Here is a 14,521-nt window from a genome sequence, read left to right on the forward strand (position 1 = left end):
AAACTTAAAATTAGTTTTCAAAATCTTTATTAAGGATTTTGAGTTAAAGTACCAGGGTAAGCATTTATTTCCGATTGAGGAATATATTGTACTACTCTTGGACTTGTTGCTGGATAATCTACCATTGGGGTGTGAGGACCAGGGTAATGACGCGTCATTGTTTGTCCGTTTCTATAAACATCATATCCACGTTGCGCTTCAAAAGCTAGTTCTAGCTGACGTTCTTCATCAATAAGTTGCACTGCATTTGCACTAGTTAAAGAAGTGTATCCGCCACCAACGATTGATCTTTCTCTAACGATATTTAAATTTTTAAGTGCATTTTGATAATCTGATTTTTTAGCATAAGCTTCTGCCATATTCAAATACATTTCGGCTAATCTTGAAATGATAGGCGAGTGTAAGTGAGAGCTATTGTCTTGCAAAGAACATTTAGTAACGTAGTACATAGGATATACACGATTTAACAACATCATATAATCTTTTTCTCCTACATACGTTTTACCAGCATAATTTATCGAATAGCTATTTTCGGCAGCATTTACTACAGTAAGATTGTAATCTGTATTTGCTATAGTAATATAGTATGATCCGCTAGAATTAGTTTTAAGAGGTTGTTGTACATAGTTATAACCGGTTTGTACTCCTGCAGCATTAAAAGCATCTGTTATAAAACGGAAAGCTTCTGTTTTATTGTTAGCAGCATCCAATGCATATTGAGGATCTATAAAAGCCCATCTTGCATCTTTCTTTAAGCCAGATTTACGTAAAAGATCTAAGTATTTTGCACTTGCATACATTTCTCCCCAACCTTGTCCTTGTATATTGGCATACATACCACCAATACCACCATAATGATCGTCACCTGAGAACTCTGAAGCGACACGTTTAACAGCAAAAATAGTTTCTGTTTGTCCGCTTGCATCTGGTGCAAAAGTGTTGTATTTCATAAAATCAGCTCTGCTAAGCATATTATAACGTCCGCTAGTAATTACTTTATTAGCATATTCAATAGATAAAGTAGCATATTCCTGATTTGGCGTTTCATAAGTACCGCTCATATATAAATATACTCTAGAAAGCATTGCCTGAGCAGCTTCTTTAGTCGCGTAAGCAGCTGTTCTATTTTCATTCATTAAGGCTTCTCCTTTTTTAAGATCGCTAATTGCCTGCTCGTAAGTTGCTTTTACAGTAGCTCTATCTGGTAGATTAATGTTAGCAATATCCTCCGGTAATCCGTTAACAATTGGCACGCCCAAATTAGTTTCTGGTGATTGTGCATAAGGTCTACCGAAAGTTTTAACCAAATAGAAATAAAGCATTCCTCTTAGGTAATAAGCTTCTCCTAATTTTTGGTCTATTATAGGGCTTTCTCCTTCAGAAATCATTTTCATTAAGTCACTTGATTGTGAAATCACTTTGTAACTATTATTCCAGAAAGTAGCTAGTCTTCCGTTATCAGGGATATGTTGATATGAAATAAATGAGTAGAATGCATCTGTAGAGGTTCCTCTAATCATGATGTTGTCTCCTGAGTATTCGCCAACACGGTGCATTTGGTCCGACCAATCTCTAAGTTGCGCATAACATCCATTAAGGAGTACATCTACAGCAGCTTCTTTGTCTTGTAGGATTTTATCTTTTGTATACGCATTGTATGGTTCTCGCTCTAAATCACACGAAGATAGAAAGCTAAGAGTAATAAATAATATGAATATTTTTTTCATGATTTTGTTTTTTTAAAGAGTAAGATTTAAACCTAATACAAATCTGCGGGTTTGTGGGTATACAGAGGTTGCAACTCCTGTTATGGATCTTTCGCCTCTTACGTCTGCAGGTGGTATCTCTGGATCTACCCCTGAGAAATTGGTAATTGTAAATAAGTTTTCACCAGATACAAATATTCTTAGATTAGAAATATTCAAACGTTCTATAGATAAATTATAACCTAATGAAAGGCTTCTCATTTTTAAGTATGACCCATCTTCTAAGAAACGTGTAGAAGCTTTATTTGAGTTACTCGAGTTGTTATAAATTGCTTGTGGGTGCGTAGCAATATCACCAGGTTTTTCCCAACGGCTCCATCCACTTTTAAGATTCATTTGGTTACGATCGGTATATGCTCCATCAGAATCAAATTCTGCACGAGCATAATTATAAATTTTGCCGCCTACTGAATAACTAAATGTTGCTCCTAAATCGAAATTTTTATAATTTACAGAAGTCGAAAATCCTCCATAATAAGATGGTGTGTAAGCTCCAGCTGCAATAGGATTTTTGGATGCTTCGCCATAGCTTGATGTTTTAACACGCTCTCCGGTTGCTGCATCAGTTTTATACCATTCTGGCTTTCCGTTATCAGGATTTACACCAGCCCATTCTGTAAGGTACCAAGTGTCTACATCCATTCCTGGTTTTAGTAGTTTAGATGCTGAACCTGAGATGCCACTTCCGTCACCAACAATAATTTGTTGCTTAGTTCCGTAAAGACTCGTTACTTTATTTTTGTTTAAACCAATATTAGCATCTACATTCCATTTCCAGTTTTCATTTTTAATGATATCTACGTTGATTGATGCTTCAAATCCTCTGTTGCTCACAGCTCCAACATTTCTCCAAATACTTGTTACTCCAATTACTCCCGGTAATGGAACTTGGTATAATAAACCAGAGGTATCTTTATCGTAATAGTCTAATGTTATATTGATTCTGTTTAAGAAGCTAACATCTAAACCAATACCAGTTGTAAAGGTTTTTTCCCAGCTTAAATCAGGGTTTCCTATTTGGGAAATTATTGCTCCAGAGTTTCCATTATAACTGTAAGACTTATCAGTAGTTCCTAAAGAGTATAAAGGTAAGTGAGGGTAAAAACTAGTTGGTCTGTTTCCTACAGAACCATAACTAGCTCTCAGTTTTAAGTTGTTGATATAATCTGCTTTAAAGAATTTTTCTTTATGGATGTTCCAACCCCCACTAATAGAAAAGAAATTACCATATCTTGCATTTACACCAAAATTAGACGCACCATCACGGCGAATTGAAAATTGTGCCATATATCTGTCATCATACGTATAATTGATGTTTGTAAATAAAGATTGAACTGCCGATTGTCTTCTGCTACCACCTACTTTTTCAGGAATAGCCGCAACATCTGGAACTATAAATCCTGGTGCTATACCAGTAGCAATTCCTAGAGCTTTTTTTTCGTTATATTCATTCCATTCATAAGCTGCAATTGCATTTATAGCATGTGCTCCAAATGATTTGTTGTATGTTAATAATTGGTTGGTAAAAAAACGATTGTAACTATCATCATTATTTTCAACTCTTCCTTTGACTGATAATCCATCAGATGATCTTGGATCAGTGTAGTACATTGAAGAACTGTTTGAAAAAATATAGTTATTTGTAGAAGTAAATGTTAACCCTGGGAATATTTTAGCATCAAAGTCTAAATTAGTTCTTACATTATAATTTTGAGATTCACCATAATTCCATTGTAAATCGTACAAATAGTTAGAACCCGTTGTATTTACCCAAGTAGGGTTTGGCTGGTTTCCTACCAAAGTTCCATCAGGAAGATAAGGACTATCCCAAGGCATATTACCATACATTGCACCTACAGAATGTTGTTTATCTTCAGTTTCTATACGCGTAATATTTGCTTGAGGACGTATAGTTAACCAATTATTTACTTTGTAACTAAATTTAAGAAGTAAGTTATAGCGGGTATAATCATATCCTTTTATAGCACCAGTTTCGTCATATATACCAAGAGAAACATAGCTTTTAAAGGTTTCGCCTCCACCATTTATTGATAAGTTAAAATCTCTTGCAATTCCTGTTTGTGTTGCATTTTTCCACCAATCATAATTTTTGTTTCTTAATTCAGGATTCCACCACCAGGTATTACTGAAATCTTGTTTGTTAGGGAAAGAATCATATAAGTCATATAATTCCTGACCATTCATAAGGCTGAAATTACCATTATTTACTGTTGTTGCAGCAGTTTTGATAGAGGCATTAATGGTTGCTTTACCGCTTTTACCACTTTTTGTTGTAACAACAATAACACCATTAGCACCTTGAGAACCATATACAGCAGTAGAAGCAGCATCTTTAAGTACAGTTAAAGTTTCGATATCGGCAGGATTCATGTTTCCTGAGCTACTTCCTACAATAACACCATCGATAACCCATAGAGGATCAGTGCTTCCGTTAACAGTAGTTTTTCCACGAATAACGATTTTTCCAACATCTCCAGGTTGTCCATTTCCAGAACTTACATAAACTCCAGTTGCTTTACCAGCCAATAAATTCTCTACAGATGGAGTAGTAACATCAATAAGTTTTTTATTATTTATGGTTTGTAAAGCTCCAGTAAGGCTCTCTTTTTTAATTTTGCTGTAACCTACGATAACTACTTCGTTCATTACTTCTCCTGCTTCTTTTAAGGCAACAACGATAGGCCCTTTTCCAATCGTTACTTCTTGTTCTTGCATTCCCATATAAGAAATAACCAAAACCGTTTGATTATCTGCTACTTCAATGGCAAATTCACCATTGTAATCTGTTTGTACACCGATAGCAGTTCCTTTAATAAGAACATTTACTCCTGGAAGTGGCACTCCATTAGTATCGGTTACTTTACCCTTAACAATTTTTTGCACTAATAACAGATCAATTGTATTTGTGCTAACTTCTTTAGATGAAGCAGCTGTAGAAATTTGAAAAGTCAAAGCGAACAATGAAAGAATTGCTAATTTAATTTCCTTTCTAGAAGGGTTGTTCAACCGAAAACTTCTAGGTTTTTGTTTAATTAATAAATTCATACTCTTAAAAATGGGTTTGGTTAATAATTTGTTTAGTGTTGTGTTAACTGGTATTCATTTTTATTATAATCGATTTAAGAAAAACTCCCTTAAATGAAATTGTGATGCTATACTTCTTTATAATATTAATTAGCTGAAAATTCAATTTCGCAATCTTAATATGTACACTTTTTCTTGTTTATTTAGTCACGTTTTTTTAACATAAATTGTACTTTATTTTTTAAGATATGACGAAACTATATATTTAATTTTTATTAAACAAGGAAAAACACAAAAAATGTGCTCGAACACACAATATTTGTGTTCTCGAGCACATTTTTTTTATTGAAAATGTTTTTTTAGTAATAAAATTCTAGTTTCTTATTAAAAAATATACTGATACCTCTTTGTCGAAAAACTAGAGTTTTGATGAGAATTATTACAAGAAGATGAAATAAAGAAAGAGGATTGATAAAAAAAATGTCAAATTCTTATATAAGGTTACTGTTAAATGGTAGATATGTCTGAAATAGTATGTTAATAAAAGCGATAATATAGTATCAATATCAACCTTATAAATTAAAGATTTAGTGTGTCATTTTGATTTCATAGGCACACAGAAAATTTCTTTAAATGATTGAGGCTATTTGCAAGAAAATTTATTGTTTTTCCTAATGCTAATTTTTGTTAAAAAATGAAATTAGAAATGAGAAGAAACATGATTAATGATTTTGAATTTTTAGGAGAGAAAAAGAGAATTTGATTAGGATTAAATTGTTATAAAACCAATAATTTAAAAACACTTTACAAAACAGTTTTAAGTTCTTTATAATATTTTATTTGTAAAATAAAAATTACAAATAGAATTAGTTTTATTAAAAAAAAGCATAGCTTAGCTTTGTGTTTAATTTGTAATTTTTTAACTTTTAAAATGGTATATTATGAAGAAAAGAATATTTAGTTTGTTTTTATTATTGATTTTTGTATTTAGTTGTAATGGCGATGATGTTTTAGACTCTACAGTATCTTCTGCTCAAGAGTCCAATAATGCACAACATCATGTTTCGACACGTAAGTCGGGTAGTCTACAATATTCTCTTTTTCAAAATGTACAACAATATAATTTAACAGATGCTGCTTATGCAACAGGAGAAATTTATTGTTCTGAAGCAACTGTAGCAGTAATGGAATTTGGTTATCAAGGAAGTCCTGCGAGTAAATATGAGGTCAGAATTCCAGGAGTTCCATTAATTACAGCAGCCTCGGGAAAATCATATAGAACGCTAACTGTAAATTTATATCCAGGAATCAATACGTTTTCTACTTGGGTATTATTTTCAGGTCCTGATCAATCAGCTAATATTAGACTTAATTTGGTTTCAATAGGAGGAGATGTTGCTTTGGCGGCTGATGGTTATATTGATTTAGTGGCAGAAGGACACAGTCAGCTTAAGGCAGTAGATGGATCGTCTAGTTCTGCTCATTCTAAATGTAGTAAGTGTGGTGCCTTAAATTCAGCGAATGCACAAAAGTGTTTTTCATGCGGGAAGTAGCATAAGAGGAGTTATAAAACCTTCAAATAATTATATGATTTGAAGGTTTTATAATTTCAAAAACTACCTCTTAGCGTTAAGTGTAAATAATCCTATTTCTTTACCAGAATCATTAAGCATTTGTAAATTTAAAACTTTAGAGTTGGCTTCAATTCGTATTAAAGTTCTGATCCCAGTTTCTGGTCCTCCGCCTATAACAAAATGATAGGAGTGATCCTTATTAGGTTCAAACATTCCATATTCGTGTGTGTGTCCAGCTACAAACAAATCGATTTTATATTTTTCGAATAAAGAACCAAATAGTCTTCGACATTCAGTTGTCCCATGTTCTTCATCAGAGTGATAATGCGGAATATGCATCATTACTACTCGAAAAGGAGCATTCTTAAAAGCTTTAGATTTCATTTGTTTCTCTAGCCAAACAGCTTGCTCTTCTCGATAAGAATCATAATTTACAGTTCCGCCATATACAGGATGCGAGTCTTTTTTGTCTTCGCCAGTATCTAAAACAATTGTAAAAACGGGACCAATCTTAAAAGTGTAATACTCTTTTTTATCGTAGTTATAATAATAATCTAATAGATTTCTGGAGTATTTACCTCTAGTTTCATGATTTCCTCTCACAAACATAAAAGGCTTCTTTGTCGAAAATACGCTACAAGGGTTAAGTAAATGATTAATAATTTGGTTTTCATCCGTTTGATAGTCAAACATATCTCCGTTAAGGAAAACAAAATCGTAAGGCTTGTTTTGGTTGAGTTGTATGAGTTCACCAAAAGATTCCGGACGGTCATGTATATCATTTAAAACCAGCCAGCTTACATCTTTAGCTTTTGGGTCGAGTGTTTTAAAATGATATGTTTCGCTGTTTATAATGTCTCCAAAAGTGATTTTATAAGGTTGAAAATCTAGAATTTGTTTAGAGAAAACTTTATAGTAATAGGTGGTATTAGGTTTAAGATTTGTGAGTGTTACGGTATTAATCTTAGAATTAGTATTCATCATACCATGAGCACATTGTTGGGCTTTGGTTCCTAAGTTTTCTGTTTCGCCATATTCTAACCAATTTAAGCAAAGTTGGTTAGTAAGCCACATTATAGTGATGCCATCATTGGTTGGAGCTTGTAAATAGGGCTTCGTTAAAAAATCATGTTTAGAGTCTAATACTTCGGGATTTGTGTTTGATGCTAAAGCAGATAGTGGTAAACCCGTTGCTATAACAGATCCCGAAATACCAGCTATAGTTTTAGTTAGGAATGAGCGACGGGAGTTTTTTTCTTCTTTCATAAAAGATAAAAATTTGGTTATTTATAGTTAAAAAGGTTGTTATTTTGAGGTTAATAGCAACGAAACTATAGATTATATTTTATTAAACAAAGAAAAGTATTGTAAAATGTGTTCGAGCACATTATATTTGTATTGTTGTAATAATTGTATCAAAACGATAATTGAAGCATAATATGAATCAGGAAGTTAAGAATTACGAAGTAAAACGAATAGCCGAAAATCAATTAATTATATCCGGAAAAGGAGATTCTGATTTATGGAAAACAGCCATTATCCTGGATGATTTTTGTTCGCCTTGGGATTCTAAACCAGTTTCACGAATTGAGTTTAAAGCCCTGTGGGATGCAGAACAATTATTTTTCTGTTTTACAGTACATGATTCTGAAATTCATATAGTAGATAAAGACGATAGTATTGATAGTATCAATAATTCCGATAGAGTAGAGCTTTTTTTTAGACCAGATAGTTCGCTTAATCCTTATTATTGTATGGAGATAGATAGTAAGGCCAGAATAATGGATTTTATAGCGTATCCTGATAAGAATCTTAATTTTGATTGGTCTTGGTCAAAAGATGATTTAGTAGTTAAATCATCTGTAAATGAGGATTATTTTGTTGTAGAAGGCGCAATACGTATTGCATCCTTAAAGAAGTTTGATTTAATAAAGAATAACCAAATCGAAACGGGAATTTTTAGAGCCAAATATTCTAAAATGAATGGTTCTGATTATGAACCGACTTGGATAACTTGGGTGAATCCTGTTACCGAAACGCCCAATTTTCATATTGCATCATCATTTGGAATTTTAACCTTGCAAGAGTAAATTATTCCAGATAAAAATCGGCATTTTCAGAGTTGATAATATCAATAGGCAAGAGCGTAATCGCAGGAGTTTCTTTGTGAAAAAGGAAATGTTCTACAAGATATGTTATCCCAAGATAGGCTTGTCTTTTTTGATTCTGATGAATCAGGAAATCAATTACACCAAGATTTAGATTATTTACATTTTCATCAATTAAGTCATAACCAATCATTCTGATTTTTTTATCCTTAATCTCACTAATGGTTTTGGCAATTTGATATGCCTTAGATGTAGTAATAAAAACGCCAGATAAGTCAGGGTTTTCATTGATGAAGTTTTTAAGATTGGCTTCTACATTTGGACTTTTTAGTTTTAGTGTCGTAATCTTATAATCAAGATCTTCCTTATCGCTAAAATAATTTCTGAAACCTCTTTCTTTTTCCTGCATGTGAATTGCATTTTTGTAGGTTTCGTCAATATGTATAATTGCAATATGACCTTTTTCTAGAATTGTATTTAATAATTTGGCTGCTACACGACCACTTCTAAATAAATCTTGTCCAACAAAATTCTTAATTAAAGTAGATTCAACCTGATTGTTAAATGTGTTTACAATGATGTTTAAAGAATCGTATTTTTTTATAGCATCTAATGTTTCTTTATGAAATAAAGGCGCTAACAAAACGGCATCTGGCGATTTCTCTATAATCGTTTCATTTGTGTTGGTAAACGATTTTGTTTTTTCGGGATTAAAATAAAATGTTTCTACACGTATATTGTAGGCTTTAAATTCCTGAACAGCATCTTTTATTCCTTGTATACAAGGAAGCCAATAAGGGTCAATCTGAGGATCGGGTAATAAAATACAGATATGATAAATCTTATTGTTCTTTAAATTTCGAGCAATAAGATTGGGTTCGTAATCAATTACATTTAAAACTTCGTTTACTTTTTCTAGAGCCAGCGGGGAAACTTTTCCTCTTTTGTGTAAAACCCTGTCAACAGTACCTTTCGAAACACCTGCTAATTTAGCAATATCTTTAATCGTATATTTTTTATTCATAAGGGGGCAAATATATAAAAACTTTGTATTTATTTTTTTTAGGAAATATTTATAAAGTAAATGGCTTTTTTATTTGTAATGAAGTATTTGGTTTAATAGTAAACAATGTAAATGGTTAATGTATTAAAAAATCGAATGTAAAACAAAAATATAAAATTAGGTATTCTTATTTCAATTCCCATAAAAATCTTAATAAATTTCAAGAAGATTTATGCCAATGTTTTCAAGCTATTATATAAGTGTGCTCGATAACATTATTTTAGTGTGTTCGAGCACATTTTTTTGTTTTTCCTAGGTTAATTAAAATTTAATATCTAGTTTCGTAAAGTTAAAACTAAAATAAAAGCCTATTTTACGAACTAATAATAATGCAATAATCAGTATTGCAGTATTTTAATATATTTTAAAAGTGAAGAAAATTATATCGTTGGCACCGGGAAGAACGTGCCTTTTTGGAGATCATCAAGATTATTTAGGATTGCCTGTTATAGCTTGTGCAATAAATAGGAATATACAATTAACAGCAGTACAAAATGTGACTTCGGTTTTTAGACTAAACATGGAGGATATTGATGAAGTTAGGATCATCGATATCAATGCAACTTTTGCAGAATTAGAGCCACGTGACTACTTTGCTTCTTCGTTACGAGTTTTAAGAAGACAAGGTTGTATTCCTACTGTAGGGTATGATATTACTGTAAAAGGAGATATTCCGATTAATTCGGGAACATCAAGTTCATCGGCATTATTAATGGCTTGGATTAACTTCTTGGTAACTGCTTTTGGAGTTGATTGCGAAGTGACACCAGAGTTTATTGCGCAAATGGGATATGCTTCAGAAGTTTTAGAACATGGAGAACCAGGCGGAATGATGGATCATTTTAGTATAGGAGTAGGGAATATTGTTCATATTAATACAAGCGTTCCGTTCTCGTACAATATAATTGGTACAGAATTAAAAGGATTAATTACAGGAGTATCGGGAGTTCCAAAAGAGACAATAGGAGTATTAGGAGAAACAAAAGGCAATGCATTATTGGCTATTGATATTGTAAAACAGAATTTTAAAGATTTTGATTTACATAAAACCGAATTAGAAGATATCGATAAGTATCGTAATTATTTACCAGACAGATTGATTCCTTTTTTTGAAGCGGCAATTAAAAATTATCATTATACAAAAGAAGCTCTAAAAGAATTTGCTAAACCAACGCTTGACTTAGTAAAAATAGGCGAGTTAATGAATATGCACCATGCAGTTTTAAGAGATTTATTGAAAATATCAGTACCTAGAATAGAAGATATGATTAATGCGGCATTGCGCGCAGGAGCTTATGGAGCCAAGATTGTTGGTTCAGGAGGAGGAGGAAGTATTGTTGTAATTGCAGATCCAAACAAAGAAGCAGCAGTTGTAGCAGCAATATTAGCCGCTGGCGCAAAAGAGGCTTATGCCGTAACCGTAGATCCGGGAGCAAGAATAATATAATAATTTTAAAATTTTAAAGAACAAATCATGCATGACAATTTAATTATTTTAGCAGGCGGTGCATCTTCTCGAATGAAAAAAGAAGTTGTATTAAATAATTTAACCGAAGAAGAAATCGCTCAGGCGAATGAAAGAAGCAAAGGCCTAATAGGAGTTGGTCCTAATGGAAGACCTTTGTTAGATTATCTTTTGCTAAATGCAAAAAAAGCAGGATATAAAAACATCATTATCATTATAGGAGAACAAGGAGAATTGTTTAAAGAATTCTACGGTAACCAAGATAAAAACAATGATTTTCATGGGTTAAATATATCATTTGCGGTGCAATATATTCCAGAAGGCAGAGTAAAACCATTTGGTACAGCCGATGCATTATTTCAGGCAGTAGAGCAATATCCAGAGATGAATACCCAAAGTTATTCTGCTTGCAATAGCGATAATTTATATTCTACAGCAGCCTTGCTTGCGCTAAGAGAAACTAGCAGCCCAAATGCTTTTATTGGCTACGACCGTGATGCATTAGATTTTCCATCCGAAAGAATTTCGCGTTTTGCAATTGCTAAGCTAGATGAAAACAACTACTTATTGGATATTCTAGAAAAACCAACTGCAGACGATTTGCAGAATTACAAAGACTCCGAAGGAAAATTAAGAGTAAGCATGAATGCTTTTAAATTTGATGGAGCAATGTTGTATCCTTATTTAAAAAACTGTCCGGTTAATCCAGAAAGAGACGAAAAAGAATTGCCAACAGTGCTTTTAAATACAATAAAAGACAACCCAAATACTGCTTTAGGAATCCCTTTTTCTGAGCACGTTCCAGATTTAACTGCCAAAGAAGATATTGCAGAAGTAAAAGAATATCTTAAAAAATACTACCCCGAATTAAATTGGGAGTCTTAAAAAATTAACAAAAATTTCATATCTAATTTAGGAATAAGAAGAACTTATTAAACTACTTTTGTCGTGGTATTGCAAAAAATCCGCATAAACTTATGATGAATTTGCAAAAATTATGAAAGTGTTGATGCTATTTTAGATTGAAAAAAAACTACTAATCTATTAACCATCAACCAAAATAAAATTATGTCAAAGATTGAAAGCGCAATAAGTATAGACCAGAGGAGTACAATTATTCCGATGGTTATTTTAACCGCATTATTTTTTATTCTAGGATTTGTTACCTGGCTAAATGGGCCATTAATCCCTTTTTTCGAATTAGCCTGTGAGTTAACAGCATCTCAAGCTTACTTTGTAACATTTGCTTTTTATATCGCTTATTTTGTCATGGCAGTTCCATCTTCTTGGGTTATCGAGAAAGTGGGATATAAAAACGGAATTTCACTTGGCTTAATTGTAATTGCAATAGGAGCCTTTATGTTTTATCCAGCAGCTGCAACAAGAACTTTTGTGTTCTTTTTGTTAGCATTATTTACCATGGGAACAGGTTTGGCAATTTTGCAAACCGCTGCAAATCCTTATGTAGTAGTTATTGGACCGAGAGAAAGCGCTGCAGCAAGAATTAGTGTTTTAGGAATTGCAAATAAATTTGCAGGATTTATAGCTCCATTAGCCCTGACAGCTTTGGTGTTATCAAATATGCAAGAATACACAGCAGATAAAATTGCACTTTTAGACGAGGTTTCTAAAACAGAAGCCCTAAATTTGCTCACATTACAATTGCAAACGCCATATCTTTATATGGGATTGGTTATTTTGGTTTTAGCACTTTTAGTTAAGCTATCTCCATTACCAGAAATTGATTTGGATGAAGAAGGTGATGTATTACACTTAAGTATTTTTAAGCAAATAAGTAATGCTTTTAAGCACCCACAATTAGTTTTAGGAGTAATAACCTTAATGTTATATCTGGCTGCCGAAGTTTTGGCAGGAGATTCCATCGGAGGATTTGGAAAAGAACTTGGAGTATATGGTAAAGACGGTAATTTTTATCTAAAACTAACTTCATTTACAATGTCGGCAATGGTAGTAGGATACATTTTAGGAATCACATTAATACCTAAATATCTTTCGCAAGTTACTGCATTAAAAGCATCTGGAATTTTAGGATTAATTTTAGTAATTTTAATAGTTGTTATTTCACCAGCAATAACGGTTCAGTTTTCAGGAATTCCAGCTATACCTGTAGTAGTGCTTTTAGTAGCATTAATGGGACTTGCAAATGCACTTTGTTGGCCAGCAATATGGCCAATGGCACTTGCAGATTTAAAAGGATATACCAAAATAGGAAGTGCAATTTTAATCATGGGTATTATTGGAGGAGCAATTTTCCCTTTAATTTATGGAGCTTGGGCAGAAAGCATCAATGCATCCAATATAGCAAATGGAGTTGCTAAAACTGCCAAAAGCGGAAATCAGATAGCTTATTTAATGCTAGTGCCATGCTACTTAATGATCATATTTTTTGCATTTAAAGGACATAAATACAGAAGTTGGACTCGCAAATAAAACGAAATAAATAAATAAAGTAAATAAAAAAAGAAGCGAATAATGTTAAAAAGTTCTATAGATAAGGCGACAGGTTTCGAAAAACGATTCGAAAATATTGACACGGTAGTTTTTGAGAATTCGACCGAAGCATCCAAAGCAGTTGCGCAGCAAATCGCTGCACTTATCAAGTCAAAACAAGAGAAAAACGAATCATGTGTATTAGGATTAGCCACGGGATCATCTCCAAAGGGATTATATGCCGAGTTAGTACGTTTACACAAAGAAGAAGGATTAAGTTTTAAAAACGTAATCACTTTTAACCTGGACGAGTATTATCCTATGGAGCCAGATTCAGTAAATAGCTACGTAAGATTCATGAAAGAATTATTGATGGATCAAGTAGATATTTTACCTGAAAATTATCATATTCCAGACGGACTTTTAACAAAAGAACAAATAGCAGATTATTGTGCAGATTACGAAGCTAAAATAGAAGCTTTAGGCGGAATTGATTTGCAAGTTCTTGGAATTGGAGCAAATGGACACATCGGATTCAACGAATCAGGTTCGTTACAAAACTCCAAAACAAGACTAGTAGCCTTAGACCACATTACCAGAGTTGCTGCAAGTAAAGACTTTTTTGGATTAAACAATACGCCAAGAACAGCCATTACACTTGGAGTGAAAAAGATAATGGAAGCTAAACAAGTTATTCTATTAGCTTGGGGAGAAGGAAAAGCAGACGTAGTAAGAAAATCTGTAGAAGGAGAAGTTACCAATAGAATTCCTGCGTCATTTTTGCAAGAGCACAACAATGTTGTTTTTGTTTTAGACAAAGAAGCATCATCAAAACTAACAAGAATCAACAGACCATGGTTAGTAGAGAAAATTGTTTGGACAGATAAATTAACTCGTAAAGCCGTTTTAGGATTAGCGCTAGATTTAAAGAAACCAATCTTAATGCTTACCGATGCCGATTATATCGAAAACGGAATGAGTGATTTATTGGCCGATTCAGGACCAGCATACGATATCAATATTAAGATATTTAATAAACTGCAAAATAC

The 14,521-nt window shown here is 32.8% G+C and carries 10 protein-coding genes; 6 read left to right on the plus strand and 4 right to left on the minus strand.

Annotated elements, in window-relative coordinates; translation table 11 throughout:
- Positions 1-29: 29 nt before the first annotated feature.
- Entirely contained in the window at positions 30-1,727 is a 1,698-nt protein-coding gene (locus IW20_RS20555) for a RagB/SusD family nutrient uptake outer membrane protein (RefSeq protein ID WP_035626930.1), read from the minus strand.
- A 12-nt stretch (positions 1,728-1,739) separates the two neighbouring features.
- Positions 1,740-4,832, minus strand: coding sequence for a SusC/RagA family TonB-linked outer membrane protein (locus tag IW20_RS20560; protein ID WP_035626932.1), 3,093 nt, complete (start codon positions 4,830-4,832; stop codon positions 1,740-1,742).
- A 920-nt stretch (positions 4,833-5,752) separates the two neighbouring features.
- On the opposite strand from IW20_RS20560, the gene IW20_RS20565 reads away from it, so the two are divergent.
- Positions 5,753-6,364: a hypothetical protein gene (locus IW20_RS20565; RefSeq protein WP_035626934.1), complete on the plus strand. Its 612-nt coding sequence runs from the start codon at positions 5,753-5,755 to the stop codon at positions 6,362-6,364.
- A gap of 63 nt (positions 6,365-6,427) precedes the next feature.
- Here IW20_RS20565 and IW20_RS20570 read toward each other — a convergent pair whose 3' ends face one another.
- Positions 6,428-7,651, minus strand: a complete 1,224-nt coding sequence (locus IW20_RS20570; RefSeq protein WP_035626936.1) for an FN3 domain-containing metallophosphoesterase family protein — start codon at positions 7,649-7,651, stop codon at positions 6,428-6,430.
- A 173-nt stretch (positions 7,652-7,824) separates the two neighbouring features.
- Between IW20_RS20570 and IW20_RS20575 the strand changes: the two genes are divergently transcribed.
- The gene (locus IW20_RS20575) at positions 7,825-8,475 is read left to right on the plus strand and encodes a sugar-binding protein (protein ID WP_035626938.1); all 651 of its coding nucleotides are present in this window, start codon (positions 7,825-7,827) and stop codon (positions 8,473-8,475) included.
- Between the two features lies 1 nt (position 8,476).
- On the opposite strand, the gene IW20_RS20580 is transcribed toward IW20_RS20575, so the two are convergent.
- On the minus strand, positions 8,477-9,517 hold the full coding sequence (locus IW20_RS20580) for a LacI family DNA-binding transcriptional regulator (protein WP_035626940.1): 1,041 nt from the start codon (positions 9,515-9,517) through the stop codon (positions 8,477-8,479).
- 409 nt (positions 9,518-9,926) lie between these two features.
- Here IW20_RS20580 and IW20_RS20585 point away from each other — a divergent pair, with 409 nt between their 5' ends.
- The 4 genes from IW20_RS20585 to nagB form a co-directional block, all read left to right on the plus strand.
- A complete protein-coding gene (locus IW20_RS20585; protein WP_035626942.1) occupies positions 9,927-11,003 on the plus strand; it encodes a GHMP family kinase ATP-binding protein in 1,077 nt (358 codons plus the stop codon).
- A gap of 27 nt (positions 11,004-11,030) precedes the next feature.
- Positions 11,031-11,906: a sugar phosphate nucleotidyltransferase gene (locus tag IW20_RS20590; protein WP_035626945.1), complete on the plus strand. Its 876-nt coding sequence runs from the start codon at positions 11,031-11,033 to the stop codon at positions 11,904-11,906.
- 183 nt (positions 11,907-12,089) lie between these two features.
- The gene (gene gluP / locus IW20_RS20595; RefSeq protein ID WP_051886058.1) at positions 12,090-13,472 is read left to right on the plus strand and encodes a glucose/galactose MFS transporter; all 1,383 of its coding nucleotides are present in this window, start codon (positions 12,090-12,092) and stop codon (positions 13,470-13,472) included.
- A 42-nt stretch (positions 13,473-13,514) separates the two neighbouring features.
- Positions 13,515-14,521 (plus strand): glucosamine-6-phosphate deaminase (gene nagB / locus IW20_RS20600; protein WP_035626949.1); only part of this gene is annotated, 1,007 nt, incomplete at its 3' end.

The organism is Flavobacterium hydatis, assembly GCF_000737695.1.
GTDB lineage: Bacteria > Bacteroidota > Bacteroidia > Flavobacteriales > Flavobacteriaceae > Flavobacterium > Flavobacterium hydatis.

Coding starts and splice junctions, on each gene's coding strand:
- IW20_RS20555 (WP_035626930.1), bottom strand. CDS start 1,727: ATGAAAAAAATATTCATATTATTTATTACTCTTAGCTTTCTATCTTCG.
- IW20_RS20560 (WP_035626932.1), bottom strand. CDS start 4,832: ATGAATTTATTAATTAAACAAAAACCTAGAAGTTTTCGGTTGAACAAC.
- IW20_RS20565 (WP_035626934.1), top strand. CDS start 5,753: ATGAAGAAAAGAATATTTAGTTTGTTTTTATTATTGATTTTTGTATTT.
- IW20_RS20570 (WP_035626936.1), bottom strand. CDS start 7,651: ATGAAAGAAGAAAAAAACTCCCGTCGCTCATTCCTAACTAAAACTATA.
- IW20_RS20575 (WP_035626938.1), top strand. CDS start 7,825: ATGAATCAGGAAGTTAAGAATTACGAAGTAAAACGAATAGCCGAAAAT.
- IW20_RS20580 (WP_035626940.1), bottom strand. CDS start 9,517: ATGAATAAAAAATATACGATTAAAGATATTGCTAAATTAGCAGGTGTT.
- IW20_RS20590 (WP_035626945.1), top strand. CDS start 11,031: ATGCATGACAATTTAATTATTTTAGCAGGCGGTGCATCTTCTCGAATG.
- gluP (WP_051886058.1), top strand. CDS start 12,090: ATGTCAAAGATTGAAAGCGCAATAAGTATAGACCAGAGGAGTACAATT.